This window comes from Kribbella sp. NPDC056345 (assembly GCF_042262745.1).
Classification (GTDB): Bacteria; Actinomycetota; Actinomycetes; order Propionibacteriales; family Kribbellaceae; genus Kribbella.
The window spans coordinates 712,177-732,131 of the sequence record NZ_JBHJQQ010000003.1; the positions used below are offsets into that span (position 1 = coordinate 712,177).

General features: G+C 68.8%; 19 protein-coding genes. 6 read left to right on the forward strand and 13 right to left on the reverse strand.

The features are described from left to right. Positions 1–4: 4 nt before the first annotated feature. The 4 genes from ACFCV3_RS14055 to def are packed head-to-tail and all read right to left on the reverse strand — an operon-like array spanning position 5 to position 3,895. Complete coding sequence (locus tag ACFCV3_RS14055; RefSeq protein WP_376030112.1) at positions 5–994, reverse strand: DMT family transporter; 990 nt, start codon at positions 992–994, stop codon at positions 5–7. 57 nt (positions 995–1,051) lie between these two features. Beyond that, positions 1,052–2,431: an RsmB/NOP family class I SAM-dependent RNA methyltransferase gene (locus ACFCV3_RS14060; RefSeq protein ID WP_376030113.1), complete on the reverse strand. Its 1,380-nt coding sequence runs from the start codon at positions 2,429–2,431 to the stop codon at positions 1,052–1,054. Continuing rightward, entirely contained in the window at positions 2,424–3,350 is a 927-nt protein-coding gene (fmt, locus tag ACFCV3_RS14065; RefSeq protein WP_376030114.1) for a methionyl-tRNA formyltransferase, read from the reverse strand. Before fmt ends, ACFCV3_RS14060 begins: the two co-directional genes overlap by 8 nt. Next, complete coding sequence (gene def / locus ACFCV3_RS14070; protein WP_376030116.1) at positions 3,347–3,895, reverse strand: peptide deformylase; 549 nt, start codon at positions 3,893–3,895, stop codon at positions 3,347–3,349. Before def ends, fmt begins: the two co-directional genes overlap by 4 nt. A gap of 160 nt (positions 3,896–4,055) precedes the next feature. Between def and ACFCV3_RS14075 the strand changes: the two genes are divergently transcribed. Continuing rightward, positions 4,056–5,330, forward strand: a complete 1,275-nt coding sequence (locus ACFCV3_RS14075) for a C39 family peptidase (RefSeq protein WP_376030118.1) — start codon at positions 4,056–4,058, stop codon at positions 5,328–5,330. Between the two features lie 5 nt (positions 5,331–5,335). Next, entirely contained in the window at positions 5,336–6,463 is a 1,128-nt protein-coding gene (locus tag ACFCV3_RS14080) for a hypothetical protein (RefSeq protein ID WP_376030120.1), read from the forward strand. Between the two features lie 3 nt (positions 6,464–6,466). On the opposite strand, the gene ACFCV3_RS14085 is transcribed toward ACFCV3_RS14080, so the two are convergent. Then, positions 6,467–7,084: an HAD family hydrolase gene (locus ACFCV3_RS14085; RefSeq protein WP_376030122.1), complete on the reverse strand. Its 618-nt coding sequence runs from the start codon at positions 7,082–7,084 to the stop codon at positions 6,467–6,469. A gap of 40 nt (positions 7,085–7,124) precedes the next feature. Here ACFCV3_RS14085 and ACFCV3_RS14090 point away from each other — a divergent pair, with 40 nt between their 5' ends. Continuing rightward, positions 7,125–7,481: a hypothetical protein gene (locus ACFCV3_RS14090; RefSeq protein ID WP_376030123.1), complete on the forward strand. Its 357-nt coding sequence runs from the start codon at positions 7,125–7,127 to the stop codon at positions 7,479–7,481. Between the two features lie 15 nt (positions 7,482–7,496). Here ACFCV3_RS14090 and ACFCV3_RS14095 read toward each other — a convergent pair whose 3' ends face one another. Next, complete coding sequence (locus ACFCV3_RS14095; RefSeq protein WP_376030125.1) at positions 7,497–8,474, reverse strand: Lrp/AsnC family transcriptional regulator; 978 nt, start codon at positions 8,472–8,474, stop codon at positions 7,497–7,499. 118 nt (positions 8,475–8,592) lie between these two features. Between ACFCV3_RS14095 and ACFCV3_RS14100 the strand changes: the two genes are divergently transcribed. Beyond that, positions 8,593–9,915 carry an MFS transporter gene (locus tag ACFCV3_RS14100; RefSeq protein WP_376030127.1) on the forward strand — a complete coding sequence of 441 codons (1,323 nt, stop codon included), beginning with the start codon at positions 8,593–8,595 and terminating at the stop codon, positions 9,913–9,915. Here ACFCV3_RS14100 and ACFCV3_RS14105 read toward each other — a convergent pair. Further along, positions 9,848–11,062, reverse strand: coding sequence for an MFS transporter (locus ACFCV3_RS14105; RefSeq protein WP_376030128.1), 1,215 nt, complete (start codon positions 11,060–11,062; stop codon positions 9,848–9,850). The genes ACFCV3_RS14100 and ACFCV3_RS14105 overlap by 68 nt on opposite strands. An 84-nt stretch (positions 11,063–11,146) precedes the next feature. Between ACFCV3_RS14105 and ACFCV3_RS14110 the strand changes: the two genes are divergently transcribed. Both ACFCV3_RS14110 and ACFCV3_RS14115 read left to right on the forward strand, forming a co-directional pair. Continuing rightward, positions 11,147–12,145 (forward strand): ArsR/SmtB family transcription factor, encoded by a 999-nt coding sequence (locus tag ACFCV3_RS14110; RefSeq protein ID WP_376030130.1) that lies wholly within the window; start codon positions 11,147–11,149, stop codon positions 12,143–12,145. An 81-nt stretch (positions 12,146–12,226) separates the two neighbouring features. Then, positions 12,227–12,721, forward strand: a complete 495-nt coding sequence (locus tag ACFCV3_RS14115; protein WP_376030132.1) for a GyrI-like domain-containing protein — start codon at positions 12,227–12,229, stop codon at positions 12,719–12,721. On the opposite strand, the gene ACFCV3_RS14120 is transcribed toward ACFCV3_RS14115, so the two are convergent. The 6 genes from ACFCV3_RS14120 to gmk form a co-directional block, all read right to left on the reverse strand. Next, complete coding sequence (locus tag ACFCV3_RS14120; protein WP_376030133.1) at positions 12,718–14,745, reverse strand: primosomal protein N'; 2,028 nt, start codon at positions 14,743–14,745, stop codon at positions 12,718–12,720. The genes ACFCV3_RS14115 and ACFCV3_RS14120 overlap by 4 nt on opposite strands. A gap of 316 nt (positions 14,746–15,061) precedes the next feature. Next, the gene (gene metK, locus ACFCV3_RS14125) at positions 15,062–16,255 is read right to left on the reverse strand and encodes a methionine adenosyltransferase (RefSeq protein ID WP_376030134.1); all 1,194 of its coding nucleotides are present in this window, start codon (positions 16,253–16,255) and stop codon (positions 15,062–15,064) included. 186 nt (positions 16,256–16,441) lie between these two features. Further along, positions 16,442–17,542 (reverse strand): winged helix DNA-binding domain-containing protein, encoded by a 1,101-nt coding sequence (locus tag ACFCV3_RS14130; protein ID WP_376030136.1) that lies wholly within the window; start codon positions 17,540–17,542, stop codon positions 16,442–16,444. Positions 17,543–17,580: 38 nt separating this feature from the next. Beyond that, positions 17,581–18,852, reverse strand: a complete 1,272-nt coding sequence (coaBC, locus tag ACFCV3_RS14135) for a bifunctional phosphopantothenoylcysteine decarboxylase/phosphopantothenate--cysteine ligase CoaBC (protein ID WP_376030137.1) — start codon at positions 18,850–18,852, stop codon at positions 17,581–17,583. 129 nt (positions 18,853–18,981) lie between these two features. Next, positions 18,982–19,284, reverse strand: coding sequence for a DNA-directed RNA polymerase subunit omega (gene rpoZ, locus ACFCV3_RS14140; RefSeq protein ID WP_132166639.1), 303 nt, complete (start codon positions 19,282–19,284; stop codon positions 18,982–18,984). Positions 19,285–19,286: 2 nt separating this feature from the next. After that, a complete protein-coding gene (gene gmk, locus ACFCV3_RS14145; protein WP_376030364.1) occupies positions 19,287–19,925 on the reverse strand; it encodes a guanylate kinase in 639 nt (212 codons plus the stop codon). Between the last annotated feature and the right edge of the window lie 30 nt (positions 19,926–19,955).

Here is a 19,955-nt window from a genome sequence, read left to right on the forward strand (position 1 = left end):
GTCGTTAGCGTCGGCGAAGGTTGGGGATTGCTGCGACGACCACGGCGGCGAAGGCAAGGACGGTGCCGGCGATGACCGGCAGGGTGACCGGTTTGTCGGCGGCGGGGGCCAGGAGGTCGATGGCGAGGCTGGCGACGAGTTGGCCGGCGATGGTGCCCAGGCCGAGGACGAAGACGCCGACGACGCGGACCACGGCGGCGGCCACGCTCATGAAGATCACGCCGCACGCACCGCCGAGGTACAGCCAAGGGTTGCTCGGCAGGGGGTTCGGGGCGCCGCGCAGGACGAGATCGATGCCGAACACGATGAGCAGCGCGACGAAGCCGACGCCGAAGTTGATCGCACCGGCCGCGACGGCGCCGTGCCGGCCGCCCTCGGCGGTCTGGGCGACCCGGCCGTTGATCGCCTGCTGGACCGCTGTCGCGACACCACCGAGAGCCGGGAGGATCGCGAGCAGCAGCCCACTCGGATGCCCGAGCTGGTCGGAGACCGCGAGGACGACGGCCACCACCGCGATCCCGGCGCCGACGATCCGCAGGGTGGTGAACTCCTGCCGACCGGCCGGGCCGAAGCCGAGCCGGTCGACGATCAGACTGCTACCCGCCTGCCCCGCGACCACCGCAACGATGAAGACCGCGACACCGAGCACATGCACGGTGAAGGACTGTGTCGTGACCAGGAAGGCGCCGCAGAGGCCGCCGATGCACTGCCACCAGCGCAGGCCTCCGGCGTTCTGCGGGTCGCGGATCGCATGCCAGACATTGGCGAGCGAACGGCGGATCCCCGGAACGAGCGCTGCCGCGATCGCCAGGATCACCGAGCCGGTGCCGAAGGAGATCAGCGCGGCCAGGACCCCGTCGCCGAGCAGCTCGCCCAGTCCGCCGTTCAGCCGGGACTGGACCGCGAACAATGCCCCGATGCCGAAGGCGGCGGCCAGCCCGGCAGCCTGCTGCCGACGGGCCGAGGCTTCCGGGCGGTGAGCGGTAACAGTCACTCGACCATCATGACCGTTCCACCTGATGCACCTGACACCAGGTCCAGCTGGTGAGCGCTAGCGACGGCGGATCAGCGCCAGGTACATCGCGTCGGTCCCCTGCCGGTGCGGCCACAGCTGGACGTCGGGACCGTCACCGAGCTCGGGCACATCGGGGAACAGCTCCCGGGCGTCCTCGAGGATCGCGTCGTCCCGCTTGGCCAGGACAGCGTCCACGACTGCGCGAGTCTCGTCCGGGTGCGGTGAACAGGTGACGTAGGCAACGACTCCGCCCGGACGAACCGAGCTGATCGCCGAATCGAGCAGGTCCTCCTGGAGTGGCCGCAGCTCCTCGATGTCTTCCGGCGTACGGCGCCACCGTGCCTCCGGGCGCCGGCGCAGCGCGCCGAGTCCGCTGCACGGCACGTCAGCGAGGACGCGGTCGAACGAACCATCCGGCCAGGTCGGCTTCGTACCGTCGCCGACCACCACCTGGTGATTACCCGGGATAGCGCGGAGGTTGGCACGGACGAGCTCGGCGCGGTGCTCAAGCGGCTCGACCGCGGTCAGCGCACCGTCCCGCTTCTCGACCAGCGCCGCGAGCAATGCCGACTTCCCACCGGGGCCCGCACACAAGTCCAGCCACGCGGTGTCGGATCCCTCGATCGTCGCGTTCGCCAAAGCGAGCGCGACGAGCTGCGAGCCCTCGTCCTGCACTCCGGCCCGACCAGTCGCCACGGCCGCGATCCGGCCCGGATCACCACCGCTCTGCAGGACAGCGGCGTACGGCGACCACTTGGCGCGACTGGCTCCCGCCTCGATCAGCTCGTCGACCGTGGACAGCCCCGGCCGCGCGACCAGGGTGACGCGCGGCGGCTCGTTGTCGGCGTCGAGCAGATCTTCCAGCTCGTCGTCACCCAGCAGTCGCGCGAACGCCTCGACCTCCCAGGTCGGATGCGCCTTCGCGACCGCGAGATGCAGCAGCCGGTTCTCCTCGATCGACGGCGCGACCGTGTCGATCCACTGGTCGAACGTGCGCTGACTGATCTTGCGCAGTACGGCGTTCACCAGCCCGCTGCGCTTGTGGCCGATCTCGGCCCGGGTCAGCGTGACCATCTCGTTGACCGCGGCATACGAGTCGACCCGCATCCGGAGCAACTGATGGGTGCCGAGCGTGAGGATGTCGAGCAGCTCCGGGTCCAGCTCGTTCAGCGGGCGATCCACGCAGCGGGCGAGGAAGGCGTCGTACGTGCCCTGCCAGCGCAGCGTGCCGTGCACGAGCTCGGTGCAGAACGCCGCGTCGCGTCCGGCGAGCCGGGAGTCGCGCATTGCCTTGTTCAGCACGAGGTTGGCGTACCCACCCTCGGAGGTGACCTGGCGGATCACCCGGTACGCGACCTGTCGCACCTTGTCCGGCCGCTTCTGCGGCTCCCGATTTCTGGGGGTGCGATCACTCACCGAGACGATCCTCATCGGTCAGACGGATGCCGCGGGCCCAGTCGGCGGCGGCCATCGGCTTCTTGCCCTGCGGCTGGACGGTCAGCAACTCGACCGCCTTGCTACCGGTACCGATGCGGACGCTCGACTTCGTCGCGCTGATCTCCCCAGGCTTCAGCTCCTCATCGGTCAACGAGACCGCGAGTACCTTCAGCCGCTCACCACGGAACGTCGTCCACGCACCCGGCGCCGGATTGCAGCCACGCACCAGCCGATCCACGCGCAGCGCGGGCGCGGTCAGGTCCAGCTCGGCATCCTCGACGTTGATCTTCGGCGCCAGCGAGACACCATCGGCCGGCTGCTCCTGCGGCTGGAGGATCCCGTCCTCGATCCCGTCCAGCGTGTCCACCAACAGCTTCGAACCCGACTCGGCCAGCCGCCCCAACAGGTCGCCCGAAGTATCGGTCGGCCCGATCGGTTCAGTCAGTACGCCGAACACCGGGCCGGCGTCGAGCGCCTTCACGATCCGGAACGTGCTGGCCCCGGTCACGTCGTCCCCGGCAATGATCGAGTGCTGCACCGGCGCGGCACCCCGCCAGGCCGGCAGGACCGAGAAGTGCAGGTTCACCCAGCCGTGCTCCGGGATGTCCAACGCTGCCTGCGGCAACAAACCGCCGTACGCGACGACCGGGCAACAGTCCGGCGCGATCTCGGCGAGCCGCGCCAGGAACTCCGGGTCGCTGGGCTTCACCGGCTTCAGGATCTCGATGCCGCCGAGCTCCTCGGCGTACTGCGCGACCGGCGACGCGACCAGCTTGCGGCCACGACCGGCCGGAGCATCCGGTCGGGTGACCACGGCAACGACTTCGTGGCGGCTGGCAACGATCGCGCGCAAAGCGGTGACGGCAGGTTCCGGCGTACCGGCGAAGACGACTCTCACAGACCGAATCCATTCGTGGGGTGAGGCGAGATCTTGATCTGTGGTGGGCCGGAGAGGCCGGACCATTCGGCTTCGCGGATCGCCTTCATCGCCTGTTTGCGGGTGGCGGTGTCCAGGCGGTCGACGAACAGGATGCCGTCCAGGTGGTCGGTTTCGTGCTGGATCGCGCGGGCCAGGTACTCGGAGCCCTCGATCACGACGGGGTCGCCGTACATGTTGAAGCCGCGGGCGATCACCGACTGCGCGCGGCGGCAGTCGAAGTAGAGGCCAGGGATGGACAGGCAGCCCTCGGGGCCGAACTGTTCGTCCTCGGAGAGGGTGAGTTCGGGGTTCACCAGGTGCCCCAGCTCGCCGTCCACGTGGTAGGTGAAAACGCGCAGCCCGACGCCGATCTGCGGCGCGGCCAGGCCGGAACCGGGTGCTGCCTGCATGGTGTCCGCGAGGTCCGCGACGAGGCGGCGGAGCTCGGCGTCGAAGTCGACGACCGGCACCGCCTTCGTGGTCAGGACGGGGTCGCCGAACAGGCGGATGGGTTGGACCGACACAGACTCTCCACAACGTTCCACTGACCAGGACTGAGCAAGTCTAGTTGGCCGGGTGCGTAGGCCGTGGCTGGGAGGGGGCTGCCGTTTGTTGCCTCAAACACGTACTGTGGTCCCAGGCGTACCTACAGTCACTGTCGTCCCACGCCTATCGGGAGACACAATGCCCACAGCAGCACGGGGGGCCACTCTGATCGTCCTGGGAGCTCTTCTGGCCCAGGCGCCCCTGACCGCTTTCGCGTACCAGCCCCGTGATCCGGAGCTGATCCGGCCGGCCACGCCGGTCACCCCTGCCCCGTCGACCGCGCCGACCGTCGTACCGACGCCTGCGCCAACCCCTGGACCGGCACCAGCCAGTACGGCGGTTGCCACGCCCCCGGCCGCGGAGTCGTGGAGCGAGCTGAGCGAGCAGGTGATCGAGACCTCGCCGGACGATCTGCAGGCCTCGGACACCTCGACCCAGGCGGCCTCGGTGCTGCGTTGTTTCAAGCTCGAGGAGGAGAACTACTGCCTCGGGCTCGGGTTCGTGGACAAGCTGCCGACCGGCGCGCAGCTCCAGGAGACGGTGACGACGCCGGAGGTCTCGGCGGACGAAGACGGCGTTGAGCAGGACATCGACACCGGAGACCAGACTCCGCAGTCCTTCGTGGCGGAGCGGGTGGCGTTGCCTCGGAGTGAGCGAGTGGATGTCGAGCTCGATGAGATGAAGGCTGCTTGGGAGGGCCGGGAGAAGGCGCGTGCGCTTCGGCTGCTCGACGACTCCGCTGCCGCGCGCACCTCTTCCTCGTCTGATGCGACGCCGGCTCCCACGCCGACGGCGACTCCGACGCGGACCACCCCGACCGTGCCGACCCCGGCTCCGCAGCCGCCGGTGAAGGTGGTGAAGCTGCCGAAGTCGTCGTACATCATGAAGGGTTTCCAGACCTCGCAGGAGAAGGGGTACTGGTGCGGTCCGGCGACGTTCCAGTCGATCGACTGGGCGGACGACCAGCAGAAGGACACCCAGAAGTCGTGGGCCAAGGATCTCGGTTCGACCAGCTCCGGGACCGGGATCACCGCGATGGTGAAGCAGACCAATCTGAAGACCGAGTGGGATGTTGCCGCCGGCACTTACATCGTCCAGAACGTCTCCCACTGGAACACGCAGAAGTTCTTCACCGTGCACCAGAAGCACCTCGGTGACGGCAAGCCCGCGCCGGTGATCGAGCACGTGCAGCTGCTCAAGCGGTACTTCCCGTATCTCGCCTTCAACCACAGCGGGCACTACCAGGTCGGTCGCGGCTACGACCGGACCAAGGGCACCATCGCGATCTTCGAGGTGTTCAACGAGCGCCGCTTCAACAGCCGCGGCAATGTCACCGACGGCCCGAAGAACATCCCGGCCTCGGCCCTGTTCAACGCGACGCTGGCCAACTCCTTCCAGAACATCGGACTGTGACCTGAATGCGCCGTCGTACCACCGTTGCCGTAGGCATCGTTCTCGTCCTGGGGGTGGCCGGCTGCTCGTCGGCTGACAACTCGTCGAAGCCGCAGCCGTCCACACCGGCCCCGCCTCCCAGTTCCGCGACACCGCCCGCGCAGACCAACACCGCCGTACCGGTCTGGGCGAAGGTGCTGCGGCAGCCGGTCGACGGGCAGCACCTCGTCACGCAGCACCGCAAGTACGTCGTGACGCGGGCCAGCGACGAGGCCGGGACCACCACGATTGCCGACAAGTCGAGCAAGAAGGTGGTCGTGCGGCACGTTCCCGCGAAGGGGTTCGTGGCGCAGTCGCCGGTGGTGATCGACGATCGCTGGGCGCTGATCGAGGACATCCGCTCGGAAGGATCCGATCCCGAGATCAGGGTCGTCCGGTACGACCTGAGCACCGGTCGCGCCGGCGGGATCGGCAAGCTCCCGCGCGTCTCGGAGCCGGAGATCGGCGGGTACGACGGAACGTTCGCCTACAGCTCGACGGATGCGAAGAACCGGTCGTGCCTGATCGTCGCTTCACTGGAGACGCTGTCCTCGCGAACGGTGGGCTGCGTGGCCGCGCCCGGGTACATCGCCGATCCGGTGGTGTCGTCGGACTCGGTCACGTTCAGCGAGATCACCGCGCCGGAGACTGCCGGTCGCTGCAAGCGAGTGCTGACCGCCTCGTTGTCGGGCGGTCCGGCGCGGCCGGTGCCAGCGGCAACCAAATGCATTCAGTGGAGCGGTGCTTCGGTAGGCGGCGCGACGATCTGGTCCGAGGTGGCCGCATCGGATCCGGATCAGTACCAGAGCAAGGCCTATCTGCGGGAGTCCGCGGACGCTCCGACCCGCCCGCTCGGAGCCGTGGCGACGGACACGATCCTTGCCTGTGGCAATTGGATTCTCTGGGAGACCCGGACGGTCGGGAGTGGCGGCGAGGAGTCGTTCCAGATCAACCGGTGGACGGCTGGGCTGGCCAAACCGCAGCGGATCTACACCGGGAAGCCCGGGATCGCGCTGACGCCGATGACCTGCCAGGACAACACGGTGTACGTCGAAGCCGCCGATCTGTCCGCGAGCCCGACGTACACCGAAGCCATCTCCGCTCCGGCCGGTTGAGCGTCAGACCGCGAGCCCACGATTGCGGAGGTGGACGCGGAGATCGGCCGCGCTGGTGAAGACCTCGGACTCCATCCCGACCGAGCGGGCGGCGTCGACGTTGTACTGCATGTCGTCGGTGTAGAAAGTCCGCGCCGGGTCGAGGTTGTACCGCTCCAGCAGGATCCGGTAGATCTTCTCGCCAGGCTTGACCGTCTGCTCGGTCCCGGACACGACCTCGCCGTCGAACGTCGCCAGAATCGGGAACGCCTCCTGCGCCACGTCCCACTTCTCGTGCGAGAAGTTGGTCAGCGCGTACGTCGGCAGCCCGAGCGCGCGGATCTCGGTCAGCAGCTCGACGGTGTCCTCGAAGACACCCTTCACCATCTTCAGCCAGCCGGTGTCGTAAGCCTCGATCCATTCGGCGTGCTCCGGGTGCTGACCGGCCAGCTCGGCGACCGCCTCGGCCCAGGTCCGCCCAGCATCCTGCTGCGCGTTCCACTCCCGCGTCGCCACCTCGGTCAGGAACCGCGTCCGCTGCTCCGCATCCGGGATCAGGTCGGCGTACAGATAGTCCGGACTCCAGTCCAGCAACACCCCACCGATGTCGAACACCACCGCGTCGATCGTCCGCTCAGTCATACCCGCAACCCTACGTGGGCCGCTTGTAGGATGCCGATCCATGGATGGACCGCGCGGGACCGAGATCTGGCGGCACGAGGCGCACAACGGCGAGTGGGTCGCGCCGGCCGGGCAGCGGCCGGGCGTCGACGAAGCGATCGACCGGCACATCCAGACGCACTTCGGCCCCATCGATTTCGTCCTGCACGAGGTGGTCGGGCACCTGGTGACGGTGCACGTCTACGTGATCGCGCCGACTGCTGAGCGGCCGTATCAGACGCTGATCACGTCCGGGATGAGCGAGCGGCCGATGGCGGTACCGCTCAAGCTGTCGCAGGGCACCGACGCACTCATCGCGGCACTCGACCGCGGCCGAGTCACCGAACTCCTGGATCCGGCACGCCCTTCGTTCGCCTGACTCGCGCCGGGTGTCTCAGGCCCGTGGGCCTGCTTGGTTGGGGGCCGCGGACTTTACTGTTCGCAGGATGGGGACCGTCTCGAGGGCGGTGATGTGGTCGATCGCACCGACGCGGTCGGTCAGGTAGGTGTGCAGGGCGTCGGGGCTCGGGCAGAGGGCATGGGCTACGAGGTTCGTGCGGCCGGTGGTCGCGGCGACGAAGGCGAGTTCGTCGTGCTGGGCCAGAGCGCGTGCTACGGCGTCGGCATGGGCCGGTGGGACTGTCAGCCAGAGCATCGCGGCGGTGGTTGCGCCTAGAGCGTTCGGGTCGACGTCCACGTCGAAGAAGATCGCGCCGCTGGCCTCCAGATCGGCGAGGCGCCGGGCGACCGTGGCCGGCGCCCACCCGGTCTGTCCAGCGAGATCGGCGACGGTGGCGCGGCCGTCCGTACCGAGGGCTGTCAGCAGCTTCTGATCGGTCGGGAGAACCTCAGCGCCGACGCCGGAGAACGGTTCACGAGAGAGCCGTTCGGGAGAAAGCGCTCTCTCTTGGGCGGGGGTGAGCGTTGTTGCTCGGGCGCCCCAGGCGGTTGGACCGCCGACGTAGAGGTGCAGGAGGTAGTGGGCTGAGACGGAGGTGATGCCTGTGGTGCGCGGGATGTCGTGCAGCAGGAGGGTGTTGCCGTCGGCCGGGGTGGTGTGAACGATCGCCACGATCTCGGTACCGCCGGAGGCCAGCTTGATCCAGCTGGTGTCGGAACGGCGAGAGAGCGCGCTCGCGAGATCCTGCGCGGCTCGCGGTGTCGCGGTCAGCCGGACGAGCCACTGGGACCGCCCGGCCCGATGCGGGTCCGGGAGGCCGATCACGCGCAGCCCGGCCTCTGCGCGCAGCCGTTGGTAGCGCCGCGCGACGGTCTGCGTCGACACCCCGAGTACGGCGCCGATCCGGCTGTAGGGCACCCGTCCCGCGATCTGCAACGCGTGGATCAGGGCCCGATCGATCTCGTCCAGCATGGAAAGATCATGACCCAGAGCGTTCTCTGAAGGAAGATCTCTGCACGTCCGTCTTCGTGACTGGAACAGCTGATCAGCGAACCGCGACCGTGTTGCCACCGATACTTTGGAGGCAGCGATGCGGAAATGGGTGGGACTGGTCGCCCTACTGGTGGCCGAGGCGATGAATCTGCTCGACGCCACGATCGTCCAGGTCGCCGCTCCGGTGATCCACACCGATCTTGGCGGCCGGGCGGCCGACATCCAGTGGTTCAGCGCGGCGTACACCTTGCCGTTCGCGGCTCTGCTGATCACGGGTGGGCGGCTGGGCGACATCTACGGGCGGCGCCGGTTGTTCCGGCTCGGGGTCGTCGGCTTCGTACTGGCGTCGACCGCGTGTGCGCTGGCGACCCAATCCGGCGTACTGATCGGTGCTCGAGCCGTCCAAGGCCTGACCGCGGCGGCGATCATCCCGCAAACGATCGGGCTGATTCGATCGTCGTTCTCGGGTCCGGAGTTGCCGAAAGCTCTCGGGCTCATCGGGCCGGTGATGGGGCTGGCCGGGATCTCGGGACCGCTGCTCGGCGGCGTGATCACCGAGGCGACCTGCTGGCGGGTCGTGTTTCTGGTGAACGTGCCGCTCGGGATCGCCGTTCTCGGGATCGCGCAGCTGCTGCCCGAGTCACGTTCTCCGGAACGGCCGTCGCTCGATCTCGTGGGAACGATCTTGCTGATCTCAGGGAGCGCTCTCTTGGTATTCCCGATCCTGCAGTCGCGGGACTGGATCCTGCTGCCGCTCGGGATCGCCGTTCTCGGGAGTTGCGTGCTCCAGCAGCGCCGGACCGGGAGCCGGTTGCTCGAGCTCAGCCTGTTCAGGAGAAACGGGTTCGGGGCGGCACTCGTGACGTCGGCGCTGTTCTTCGCGGTCATGAGCGGCCTGACGCTGGTCGTCGTACTGCATCAGCAACTCACGCTGCACCACAGCGTGATGCGCGCGAGTCTCGTGCTACTCCCCTGGTCGGCGGTCTCCGGAATCGCGTCCTGGTGTGCCGGGCAGTGGCTGATCCAGCGTTTCGGCTCACGCCTCATGTACGTCGGACTCGGCGTTCTGCTGATCGGGTTGCTCGGGACACGGCTCTCGCTGGTACCGGCGTTGGGAGTCTGCGGCGCCGGCGTCGGCCTGTTCACCACGGCGTTCTTCACCGAAGCGCTGCATCGGGTGCAGCCGCAGGAGACCGGATCTGCGGCGGGTCTCCTGAACGCGGTTCAGCAGTTCGGCGGCACGCTGGGCGTCGCCGTACTGGGCACGATCTTTCTGCATCACCCGGCAACCCCGCACCGCGCATTTCTGGTCGCGACCGCGGTCATCGTCGTCACGGTCGCAACCGCTCACCTCATGCGGTCGCCGCGTTCTCGGCAGTTCGGGCGTGGATCGCGGGCGACAGCGCGTACTGGCCGATGAAGATCAGGACACCGAGCAGGGCGACCCCGATCCAGGTCGCGGTTGCGCCCAGGTGCTGGAGCGCGTTCGTCCCGGCCAGCGGACCGATCACAGCACCGAGGCCGAACGACATTCCGGTGATTCCCATGTAGCCGCCGCGGAGATCGCTCGGGGCGATGTCGGCGAAGACCGCGCCGACCACCGCAGCGAAACCGATCTCGCCGATCGTCCACACCACCACGGACAGCGCGTAGCCCCACCACTCGTGGACGACCGCGCCGAGCCCGAAGCCGAGTCCGACGATCAGCATCGACACGGCTACCAGCTTCGGCCGGTCGAACGTGGCCAGCCGCTTCACCACCAGCGGTTGCACCACCACGATCACGATGCCGTTCAGCGCCATCACCGTGCCGTACATCGAGGTGGCGAGTCCGTCATTGGCCATGGCGAGCGGTAGCGTCGAGTAGCCCTGGAAGTAGATGGTCGCGTACCCCGTCTGGATCAGCACGACGGTCAGGAAGACCCGGTCGCGCAGGACGACGGGGAGCAGCGGCCGGCGGCTCGTGCCTTCCTCGAGCGTCGGCCGGCTCTCCGGAACCATCATCCAGATCACGATGCCCGCGACCACCGAGGTCGCCGCGTTCAGCCAGAACAGCAGACCGTAGCCCAGCGACGCCAGCACGCCCGCGCTCACGGTCGAGACCGAGAACCCGAGGTTGATCGCCCAGAAGAGCAACCCGTACGCGCGAACGCGCTCTCTCGGTGCCAGGAGATCGGCCACCGTCGCCGAGACCGCGGGCCGGAACAGGTCACCGAGCAGACCGACCGCGAACGCCGTTGCCCAGATCATCGGCATCGACCGGGCCGAGCCGAGCAGGATCAGCGCGGCCGCGGTTCCGAAGAAGCAGATCAGCATCGTGGACCGGCGGCCGACCCGGTCGGACAGCCAGCCGCCGACGAGCTGCGACACCACACTCCCGGCACCGACCGCGGCCGCCACGGCACCCGCCGTACCGGCTGAGAGCTGGCGATCTTGGGTGAGGTAGAGGACGAGGAACGGTTGCACGAAACTGCCGAGCCGGTTGACCAGCTGGCAGACCCAGAGTGCCCAGAACGCCCGCGGCAGAGTTCGGGGCGCGTCGGGCACGGTCATCGGGGCTGCACTCATGAGACAACTGTCCGAACTTCGAGGGCCACTGTCGACGATTAGCCTCAGGACTAATCCTCTGCGGTGAACCGAACCACTCCTACGATGGATCCCGTGATCACACTCAGGCTGAACGCGGGTGACGTCGGCCGGATCCGGTTCGCGCTCTCCCCGATCTGGGAGGCGGTCACCAGTGTCCGTGCGCTGAGCAACAACACGGCACGCAGTGTGCACGGACCATGGCTGCAGAAGGTCCGGCCGACCATCGAGGGCCCGGACCTGACGTTGCTCAGGGCACTCATTCCGCCGGTCGGCTACATCCCGGACTTCATCACGCCGGCACCTCCGCGCCGCTCGACCAGCCTCGAGTCCGGACTGGCCGCGATCGCCGCCACGCCACCCGATCTGGTGGTGCGTGAGCTGCAGAAACTGTACGACGAGAACCCGCACCCGCTCGTGCCGCCGCTGATCGCGTTTCCGCAGAGAGCGCTCTCTGAGATCACTGCAGCTCTGGCGTCGTATTTCCGGCGCGCGATCGAACCGGACTGGCGGCGGATGAGATCACTGCTGCAGGAGGATCTCGCGTACCGGCTGGACGAGCTGGCGAGCGGTGGGATCGAGCGCCTGTTCCGCAACCTGCACCCGTCGGTGCGGTTCCACGGCGACCTGATCGAGATCGACCGTCCGTTCTGCTGCGACGGTGAACCGCAGGCCGGGCAGGGCGTGCTACTGGTCCCCTGCGTGTTCACCTGGCCGGCCGCTCTACCGATCACGGGCGCACCGCACGTGCCGACCATCACCTACCCGCCCCGCGGCCTCGGCCGCCTGTGGGAGGACCGCCAAGACACCACCGACTCTCCACTGGCCGACCTAGTCGGCCGCACCCGGGCCGCCATCGTCAGCCACCTGGACCTGCCCATGTCCACCACCCACCTGGCCCACCAGCTAGGCGTCTCCGCTCCCACCCTCAGCGTCCACCTGAGCATCCTCCGCAACGCCGGCCTCGTCGACTCCCGCCGCGACGGCCGAGCAGTCCTCTACCACCGCACCGCACTCGGCACCCAACTCCTCACCGCCGCCACCCCCATGGCCAACACCGCCTGACCCTCCAGTTGGCATCGGTGTACTTGAGGCTGCCCCTGGGGCAGGCCTGATACTGACAGGCACCGGACCGAGGAGGCCAGGATGGATTTGCTCGAACCGCCCCGCATCGTCGAACGGCCGCAGCAGGACTATCTCGGCATCCGCGTCATCACGCCGTTCCGCGGCATGTTGAGCATCCGGAACGAACTGATCAGCGAGCTCAGCGCCTGGCTGGACACCCGGGGCATCGACGACGTCGGCCCGTTCTTCCTCCGTCTGCATGTGATCGACATGAGCGGTCCGATGGACTTGGAGGTGGGCGTGGTCACGCCGGGCCCGCCGACCGGCGATGCTCGCGTGCGACCCGCCGTACTGCCGGCCGGCCGCTACGCGACGCTGACCTACCGCAATCATTCCCTCCGCGCGAACCGTGCCCTCATCGAGTGGGCCGGCGCGCAGAACATCGCGTTCGACCGTCGCGATGTCGCCGAGGGCGACCTTTTCGCCTGCCGGTACGAGGCGTTCCGCACCGATCCCCGCACCGAACCACGGAAGACGAAGTGGGAGGTCGAACTCAACATCGCCGTCGCCGGTTAGCCGAAGCCGGGTGGGTCTATCTGGATGCGGACGGAGCCGGGGTTCTTCTTGGTGGTGCGGGCGGCTTGGGCTTCTTTGAGGGCGCGGACGAGTTGGGTGCCGGCGGTTCGGGGGGTGCGGACGACGGCTCGGACGGTTTCGTCGTCGACGTCCACTGGGCCTAGGACTTCCAGGCCTGCCTCGGGTTGGAGGAGGGGGCGGAGGCGTTCGATCAGGTCGGTGACTGCGGCGGAGGGGCCGGTCAGTTCGGCTAGTTTGGCGGCGGGGGCGAGGCGGGCGGTACGGCGTTCTTCCACTTCGCGGGTTGCCCAGCCCTCCGGGCTCCAGCGCACGACCGCCTGCAGGGGTAGTGCCGATGGGTCGCCGACCAGGATGACCGTGCCGCCGGCGCGGGCCGGGCGGACGAGGGCGGCGGCGTTGAGCCAGCGGCGGACGGCTTCTTCGGGGGCTCGGAGGTCGGGGCGGGAGAGCATCAGCCAGGTGTCGAGCAGGAGAGCTGCGGTGTAGCCGCCGTCGGCGACCGGCTCCGAACCTGGCGTGGCCACGATCAGCGCCGGTTTGTCGGACACGTGATCGAGCATGTGCTCGCTGCCCGAGGTCCGGACGACGATGCCGGGAAACGCCCGCCCCAACTCCTCCGCCGTACGACGAGCGCCCACGACGGCGGCGCGCATCCTCGGGTCACCACATTCGGGGCAGCGGTGATCGGCGGCCGGTCGGCCACAGATGCTGCAGCTCGCCGGTCCGGTTCGACCCATCAGACGCAAGGTCCCCGCGCAGGTTGCACACCGCGATGGCGCCCGGCAGGTTTGGCAGACCAGGCTCGGCAGGTAGCCGGCGCGCGGATTCTGGACCAGGACCGGCCCGGACAGCAGCCCTTCGCGGGCGATCTCGAAGGCGCGGTGCGGAAGCCGGGCCGCGCGCGCGGCCGGGTCGCGGGCCAACTCGCGATCCGACTCCCCGGTGATGTGCACCTCCGGCGCCGCGGCCCGGATCACCGTGCGGTCCGCGATCAGCTCCCCCGCAAAGCCGGACTCGATCACTGCGGCCGCCTCGGCCGAGCGGGCGAACCCGCCGAGCAACGCGGCACAGTTCTGCTTGAAGGCGCGCAGCAGCAGGACCTCGCGGGCATGCGGGTACGGGGCGCGCGCTTCGGCGTACGAGTCGTCGCCGTCGTCCCACATGGCGACCAGACCGAGGTTCGCGACCGGGGCGAACGCGGCCGCGCGGGTCCCGATCACCACGCGTGCGTTGCCACGCAGTGCGGCCAGGAAGGCTCGGTACCGCGCGGTCGGGCCGAGGTCTGCCGACAAGGTGACGAATCCGCCGTTGCCGAGCACCGCCGTACAGGCGTCTTCGAGTCGCTTGAGATCACGCGCGTCCGGGGCCAGCAGCAACGCACCTCGGCCCGCGGCCGAACACACCGCGGCTGCCTGGGCGAAGGCGAGCGGCCAATCAGCACCCGGTACGGCGGTCCAGATCGCGCGTGGCGTCTCCGAACGGGCGACCGCGTCCAGAAAGCCGGAAGGGTACGGCGACCAGGCGGATCGCGAGGTGGAGAGCGGCGGAGGCGGCGGCTGATCGCAGCGCAGCGGCTCGGCCTCGACCTTGGCGTGCCGTGGTGGAACGGCTAGCCGGGTGACGTCGGGGAAGACGCCCGCGTACCGGTCGGCGACCGCGCGGCACAGGTCGGCGATCTCCGGTGTCAGCACCTGCTCGGGTGACACAACCTTGCGGATGCGGGAGAGTTTGCCGTCGTGGTCGGACTCGGCGAGGCGCTCCAGCACGAACCCGTCCAGGTCCTTGCCGGCGAACCGCACCTTCACCCGGGCACCGGGCTGTGCGGCAGCGGCCAGATCGTCAGGGACGAGGTAGTCGAACGGCCGGTCCAGGTGCGGCAACGAGACATCGACCGCGATCCGGGCCACCGGCAACGATGACGTGATCCCGGCCGGCTCCTTGGTCCGGGATTTGCGCACGGTGTCCCGCAGCAGCGTCAGTTGCTCCGGCGGCTCCGATGTCACCGGCAAATGCTAGTCGCCCCGGCCGACAGTTCCCCGCAGACGGTCCGCAACCTGTGGACAACGCGCCCGCCACGGCCGACCGGGTGGGCGGTGGGGTCCGCGGCCGGCCAGGCGATCCGACCGCTGGACGGCCGGCCCCGGCCGACACATCGGTCGCCTCGCGCCGGCCCGGACCCCCAGGCCATCACAATTGCGGTTCGCGTCGGGCTTTACGCGGGGATCGGGCGGCGGGGGCCAGTTGTGATGGCCTGCAGGTCCGCAGCACAAGGCGACGGCCCGGTTGCCGAGGGGCAGCCGGGCCGTGCGGAGTGCGGGACTACTTGCTGACCGCGGCCTTCAGGGCCTCGACGCGGTCGGTGCGCTCCCAGGTGAAGTCTTCGCCAGTGCGGCCGAAGTGGCCGTTCGCGGCGGTCTGGGCGTAGATCGGGCGGAGCAGGTCGAGGTCGCGGATGATCGCGGCCGGGCGCAGGTCGAAGACCTCGGCGACGGCGTCGGCGATCTGGGCGACCGGGATCTTCTCGGTACCGAACGTGTCGACGTAGAAACCGACCGGCGCGGCCTTGCCGATCGCGTACGCGACCTGGCACTCGACGCGGTCGGCCAGGCCGGCGGCGACGATGTTCTTGGCCACCCAGCGCATCGCGTACGCCGCGGACCGGTCCACCTTCGACGGGTCCTTGCCGGAGAACGCGCCACCACCGTGCCGCGCCATCCCGCCGTACGTGTCGATGATGATCTTGCGGCCGGTCAGTCCGGCGTCACCCATCGGGCCGCCGACCTCGAAGCGGCCGGTCGGGTTGACCAGCAGCTTGTAGTCGGCCGCGTCGATGTCGAACTGCTCGAGCACCGGGTCGACGACGTGCTTCTTGATGTCCGGCGCCAGCATCGACTCGAGGTTGATGTCGGCCGCGTGCTGGCTGGACACCACCACGGTGTCGATCCGGACCGCCTTGTCACCGTCGTACTCGACCGTGACCTGGGTCTTGCCGTCCGGCCGCAGGTAGGCCAGCGTGCCGTCCTTGCGGACCTCGGTCAGCCGGGCCGACAGCCGGTGCGCGATGGTGATCGGCAGCGGCATCAGCTCCGGCGTCTCGTTGGACGCGTAGCCGAACATCAGCCCCTGGTCGCCGGCCCCCTGCAGGTCCAGCTCGTCCTTCGACGCGTCCGAGCGCGTCTCGTACGCCGTGTCGACCCCCTGCGCGATATCCGGCGACTGGCTGCCGATCGCGACCGACACCCCACAGGACGAACCGTCGAACCCCTTCAGCGACGAGTCGTAGCCGATCTCCAGGATGCGCTTGCGCACGATCCCGGGAATGTCGACGTATGCCGAGGTGGTGACCTCACCGGCCACCACGACCAGACCGGTCGTGACGAGCGTCTCGACCGCCACGCGGCTCTTCGGGTCCGCCGTCAGCAGCGCGTCGAGAATGGAATCGCTGATCTGGTCAGCGATCTTGTCCGGGTGACCCTCGGTCACGGACTCGGACGTGAAAAGGCGCCTGCCCACAATTCTCCCTCGGATTCCTCTTGTGCCACGTGACCGACCCCACGACCACGCGATCCCCCCATGCACCGGCGGTTGACGATGCATCTTCGGCGAGTATGCCAGCGTTTCCGGGCAGAGTCCCGGGGGCGCTCCGATTCCGTCCGTATCCCGGGATCGTTGTCCAGATTCTAGACAGCGACCCGATCCTCAGGCGTGCGGACCCACCGTGATCTCGCCCACTGTTAGGGTAGCCTTACTGCTTTGGATTGTCGCCATCCGGTCCACTGCGGCGGCCAGCGCGGCCTGCCTCGCGCGGTTCAGCCGGACCAGCGGCTCGACGGTGACGTGCAGGGTGCGGCCGCTCTTCTTCTGGTGCCAGACACCGGCCACGGAGCCGTCGATCAGCAGCAGCGGGTAGTTGCCGGCCTGACCACGGTTCGTGGCGCGCTCGAGCGCCTTGCCCGGGAACACGAGCTCGCGCGGGAAGCAGCCGACGCCGTACGCGTCGAAGTACGGCAGCAGGTGCACACCTTCCACCGGCTCGTCGGTGAACTCCTCGTCGCCGGGCGCCACGAAGCCGAACTCGGTCTCCGGGAGACCCTCGAAGTACGGCCTGACCACAGTGACCGTGGACTTGATCCAGCGCGCGAACTGCTGCGGAGTCGCGGGTCCGTAGGCGAACAGGTAGCTGTGGAGTAACGCAGAGAGCGCTCTCTGCTGATCCATCGGTTCAAAAGATCCGTGACGCTGGGGAGACGTGTACGTCGTGAGTCGCCCACGGTTCACGCCGTAACAGAGCACACCGGCGTTGGCCGCCTCGGGAATGACCTGCCGCCAGCGCGGCCAGTGGGTCTGGAACGCCTCCATCACCAGGTCCCCCGCCCACGGTCCGGTACGGCGGACCACCTCGGCCGAGAGTTCGTCCACCGTGAGCTCCGCGTCAGAGAGCGCTTCCCCGATGGCCGAGATCACGGCGTTCTTCTGATCCGCCGTCATCCGCATGATCTCGGGCGGCGGCGGACCCGCGGGCAGCGCAGAGAGCGCTCCCGTCCACATCGGCAGATCCTCGAGCGGCAGCAGATGCACGGTTCCCCGCGGACCGAAGGTCTTCACCAGGCCAGGGTCGTTCTGCACGGTCTCGCGGGTCGCGTCCTTGACCCGGAGTGCCACGGACGCCTCCCCCGCGGTCAGGACCTGAGCATGTGCTCCACACATCGCCCGTACGGCGTCGACCGGGGTGGACGCTGGTTCGGTCAGGAAGTGGCGGCGCATCCGTCGTGCGACCACCGCGGGCCAGGAGATCTCCATGGCCCGACCCTAGGTGGGGTAGCGGTCAGGAGCTGTCCTCACTCCCAGTGGGTGGCGACCAGGTTCCAGATCACGCCGGCCAGGGCGTCCTTGCTGCCGGACGGGACCGGGAGCGCGTTCCCCGAGCGGTCGAGGATGACGGCTTCGTTGTTGTCGCTGCCGAAGACCTTGCCGCCGGAGACGTCGTTCACGACCAGCAGGTCGCAGCCCTTGCGCTCGAGCTTGGCGCGGCCGAGGTCGAGCACCGAGTGCTCCGCGTCCCCGGTCTCGGCGGCGAAGCCGACGATCACCTGACCGGTACGGCGGCGGTCGTGCGAGACGGTCTGCAGAATGTCCGGATTCTGCACCAGGTTCACCGCCGGGACCGAACCGTCCGAGGTCTTCTTGATCTTGTGCTCGGCGACATCGGCCGGGCGGAAGTCCGCTGGTGCGGCCGCCATCACGATCGCGTCCGCATCCCCGGCGCGGCCGGTGATCTCGTCGTACAGGTCGCGGGTGCTGGTGACCGGGACGACCTGGACGCCGGCCGGGTCGGGGAGCTCGGAGTTGGCCGCGACCAGGGTGACCTTGGCGCCACGGGCGGCCGCGATCCGGGCCAGCGCGTAGCCCTGCTTGCCGGACGACGAGTTGCCGAGGTAGCGGACCGGGTCGAGGTGCTCACGGGTGCCGCCCGCGCTGACCAGGACATGCTTGCCGGTCAGGTCGGCGACCGACTGGCCGGCCGCGCGGGCCGCCTCGTCGGCGAGCATCAGCTGGCTGATCGCGAAGATCTCCGAGGGCTCGGGCAACCGGCCGCGACCGGTGTCCGTGCCGGTCAGCCGGCCGACGGCGGGCTCCAGCACGGTGATCCCGCGCGAACGCAAGGTGGCCACATTCGCCTGGGTGGCCGGGTGTTCCCACATCTCGGTGTGCATGGCGGCCGCGAACAGGATCGGGCAGCGGGCCGTCAGCAGGGTGTTGGTGAGCAGATCGTCGGCCAGACCGTGGGCGGCCTTGGCGATCAGGTTGGCCGTGGCGGGCGCGACGACGACGAGCTCGGCCGCCTTGCCGATCCGCACATGCGGCACTTCCTGCACGTTGTCGAACGGATCCGCGGTGACCGGCTGGCCGGACAGCGCCGCCCAGGTCGCAGCGCCGACGAACTCCAGCGCGGCCGCGGTCGGCACCACCCGCACACTGTGCCCGGACTCGGTCAGCCGCCGGAGCAGATCACAAACCTTGTACGCCGCAATCCCGCCGCCGACCCCAAGAACGACATTCGGCCGAGCCTTGGTCGCAGGGGACTGTGGTGAGGGGGAAGTAGAGCTCACGGGAGCCTCCGGGCCGTGGTCGAGGTCGGGCCGGGAACGCCCGCAACCCCCGGGGCGGTTGCCTCACCGGGGGTGGAACCGGACACGGACACCCTGAGGAGCCGATCACCGGTGATCATCGGGGCTTGGTTAGGCGGTCTTCTCCGCGGCCGCGGCTTCCGCCTCGGCCTCGGGGTCGATGTCCGTGCAGGTCAGGACGCCCTCGTTGATCTCGCGCATGGCGATCGAGAGCGGCTTCTCCTGGACGTGGGTCTCGACCAGCGGACCGACGTACTCCAGCAGGCCCTCGCCGAGCTGGGAGTAGTAGGCGTTGATCTGCCGCGCACGCTTGGCCGAGTACAGGACGAGCTTGTACTTGGAATCAGTGTGGGTGAGCAGGTCGTCGATCGGCGGAGAGGTGATACCGATGGCGACAGGCTGGTTGCCAGACAAGTTCAGCTCTTTCCAGAGATTTGGGGTGATCGGATCAACTTTACCAATTGATCGGCCGCTTCCCGAACCGAGGCGTTCACGATGGTCACGTCGAACTCCTTCTCGGCGGCCAGCTCGAGCGTCGCCGTCTCCAGCCGGCGCTCGCGCTCCTCGGCCGTTTCGGTCCCGCGGCCGACCAGGCGCCGTACCAGCTCGTCCCACGACGGCGGGGCCAGGAAGACGAAATGTGCCTCCGGCATCGTCTCGCGGACCTGCCGGGCACCCTGCAGGTCGATCTCCAGCAGCGCCGGGCGGCCCTCGGCCAGCTTGTCGAGCACGGGCTGCTTGGGCGTCCCGTACCGGGCCGCTTTGTGCACGACCGCCCACTCCAGCAGCTCACCGGCCGCGACCATCCGGTCGAACTCCTCGTCGGAGACGAACAGGTAGTGCACGCCGTGCACCTCGGTCGGCCGCGGCTTGCGCGTGGTCGCCGAGACCGAGATCCAGATGTCGGGGAACCGCTCACGGATATCGGCCGCGACCGTGCCCTTGCCGACCGCGGTCGGTCCGGCCAGCACGGTCAGCCGGGCCGGGCCCGGCCCGCCGTCGGTCGTCGGAGGCTGCGGGGTCTCGGGGGCCTGGCTCAGGTTCTCGGAGTCCATGGTCATCGTCACACCAGTGTCCAACGAGCC